Annotated in this window: 2 protein-coding genes; both read right to left on the minus strand. The window is 73.4% G+C overall.

The features are described from left to right. Positions 1-830, minus strand: an 830-nt coding sequence (locus AC27VN_RS41110; RefSeq protein WP_490880460.1) for an ABC transporter substrate-binding protein, incomplete at its 3' end; no start/stop codon positions are given. Next, the coding region (locus AC27VN_RS41115; RefSeq protein WP_490880461.1) for an acyl-CoA dehydrogenase family protein at positions 827-1,552 on the minus strand (726 nt) is incomplete at its 5' end. The genes AC27VN_RS41110 and AC27VN_RS41115, both read right to left, overlap by 4 nt.

The raw sequence follows: 1,552 nt of genomic DNA on the forward strand, positions 1-1,552 counted from the left end.
GCGGTGATGAGCCGGGCCGACTCGATCGGCAGCCGCGTGAGCTGGCTGTAGGCCTGCGCATAGGCCTCGGGATTGGCCAGCGCCCAGTCGCCCGCGCGGCCCAGCCGGTCGAGGAACTGCACGATGGCGGCGCGCTTGGCGGGATCGGCCAGCGAGGGCTCGCTGGCGGTGATGAAGCCCAGCGCGGTGTTGATGCCGCGGCCGTCGCGCAGGATGCGCCCGCCCTGTTGCAGCGCGATCGTGTAGTAGGGATCGAAGATGGCCCAGGCGTCGATCTGGCGCGAGGCGAAGGCTGCCGCCGCATCGGTCGGCAGCACGAACTTCACCGTGACCTCGTCGCGCCGCACGCCGGCTTCCTCGAGCGCGCCATAGAGCTGGTACTGCGAGATGCTGCCGCGCGCCGACGAGACGACCACGGTCTGGCCGCGCAGGTCGGCCACGCTGCGCAGCTTCGAATCGGGCTGCACCACGATGCCGAGCGAGTCGGCCTTGCCCACGCGCGTGGCGACGATCTTCAGCGGCGTCCTGCCGACGGCCGCGGCGAGCACCGGCAGGTCGCCGGCCATCGCGGTGTCGACCGCCGCGCTGCGCTGCGCCTCGAACAGCGGCGCGGCGCCCTGGAAGTTGGCCCAGCGGTAGGCGAAGGGCGCGCCCTCGAGCGCCTTCGAGGCCTCGAACAGCGAGCGCAGGCCGCCGGCCTGGTCGCCGAGCACCAGCGAGGTCTGCGGCTGGGCCCAGCCGCGCAACGAGGTCGTGGCCGCGATGGAGAGCGCCGCGCCCTGCTGGAGCCAGCGGCGGCGCGATGCCCTGGAAAACAGCAGGTCGGTCATGCGGCGGCTCCCGTCGACAGCAGCGCGCGCTTGCCCGCGCCGACCAGGATCGCATCGTTCTGCGGCGTGTGGATGCGGCTGCACAGCACGTCGCGGTAATGGCGCTCGAGCGGGTTCTGGCGCGCGAGGCCATGGTTGCCCGTGAGCTGCAGCGCGAGCTCGACGGCGCGCACCGCGTTGCCGGTGACGCTGTGCTTGAGCAGCCCGCTGTCGACCGCCGACGGCGTGCGGCCGCTGTCGACGGCCTCGCTGGCCGCATCGAGCAGCACGCGGTTGGTGCGCAGCAGCGCCTCGATCTCGCCCACGGTCTCCTGCACGCGCGGCAGGCTCGAAAGCGGCGCGCCCAGGCTGCCGGGCGCGCGCTGGTTGAGGAAGCCCACGAGCCAGTCGCGTGCCGAACGCGCGACCGCGTCGTAGAGGCTGCCGAGCAGCACCACCATCCAGGCCTGCTGCGAGGCCTGGGCGTCGATGTCGGTCTGGCTGCCGGCATCGGGTGCCCAGTCGGCCGGCGCGCGCAGGTCCACCGCATGGTCGAGCGGGATCGCGACGTTCTCGAACACCACCTCGTGGCTACCCGAGGCGCGCAGGCCCAGGTGGTCCCAGCTCGCGATCACGCGCACGCCCCCGGCATGGCGCGGCACCAGGAACACGCCGGTGCGCGGCGCCGGCTCGTCGGTGCGGGCCCACACGGCGAGCCAGCCCAGGCCCTCGATGCCGGTGGT

The organism is Variovorax sp. 20P10.2.4, assembly GCF_058244205.1.